Source organism: Williamsia herbipolensis (assembly GCF_000964005.1).
Taxonomy (GTDB): Bacteria; Actinomycetota; Actinomycetes; order Mycobacteriales; family Mycobacteriaceae; genus Williamsia_A; species Williamsia_A herbipolensis.
Genome location: NZ_JXYP01000049.1, coordinates 1 through 1,114, shown reverse-complemented (window position 1 = coordinate 1,114; position 1,114 = coordinate 1). Strand labels below are relative to the sequence as shown.

Below are 1,114 nucleotides of genomic sequence, written 5' to 3'. Positions count from 1 at the left end.
CTAGATGTGATGTCCAGGGAGGTTGGTCAGTCGGGTGACTGGTGGCTGACCTCCGGTGGCGGAGTGGGCTCGGTGGTGATTGTAGAAGTGCAGCCAGCCCGGGAGCGCATGGTCGCGTTGTCCGGTGGACTCGTAAAAACGGTTGTAAGCCCATCCATCGCCCAGCGTGCGGTGGAATCGTTCGATCTTGCCGTTGGTTTGCGGCCGGTAGGGGCGGGTGCGTTTGTGGGTGATGCCGAGTTCGGTGCAGGCGTCGCGCCACGCGAATGACCGGTAGGCCGAGCCGTTGTCGGAGAGGACGCGTTCGACGGTGACGCCGCGATCAGTGAACCAGGCGGTGGCGCGGTGGAGGACCTCGACCGCGGTGACAGCTTTCTCGTCGGTGCAGATCTCGGCGTAGGCCACCCGTGAATAGTCGTCGATCACTGTGTGCACGTACGCGATTCCGATCTTCGGTTGGTACTTGTCGCCGCGTTGCCCGGTGCGGTGAGCAGTTTGGCGGCTGTTGATTCTGCTTTGTTGGCGGCTGAGGAATTTGTGGCCGCCACCGTCGGGGATGTTGGCGAATTTGGTGACGTCGACATGGATGAGTGATCCGGGGTGGGGGTGTTCGTAGCGCCGAAGTGGTTCCCCGGTGACCCGGTCGATGTGGCTGAGCCGGTTGATCCGACACCGCACCAACACCGCGTGCACGGTCGAGGCTGCGATCCCCAGGCGCCCTGCGATCTGGACCGGCCCGAGGCGTTGCCGCCACCGCAGCCGCACAATCTGGCGCACCAACTGTGGATTGGTTTTCTGCGGGCTGACATGTGGGCGTGAGGTGCGGTCGACCATTCCGGCTGGGCCTTCGAGCCGGTACCGCTGCGCCCATTTGCCGGCGGTTTTGGGTGCGACCATGAACATTTTCGCGGCCGCGGCATAGGTCCAGCCGTCGTCGACGATCAACCGCGCCAGCCGCAGACGAGTGATCGGGGTCAGAGTTGCATTAGCGTGGGACACGAAGGCCTCCTGGTGGTGAAGCGGTGAACTAGACAGCTCCACTTCACACCCGGGGGCCTTCTTCCGTCAGCCCGACTCACCGCCGCGAGGCGGGACAACCTCCCTGGACATCACA

At 63.9% G+C, this 1,114-nt stretch carries 1 protein-coding gene; it reads right to left on the bottom strand.

The features are described 5' to 3' along the window. Window positions 1-999: an IS481 family transposase gene (locus TU34_RS22090; protein WP_150116676.1), complete on the bottom strand. Its 999-nt coding sequence runs from the start codon at window positions 997-999 to the stop codon at window positions 1-3. Window positions 1,000-1,114 lie beyond the last annotated feature (115 nt).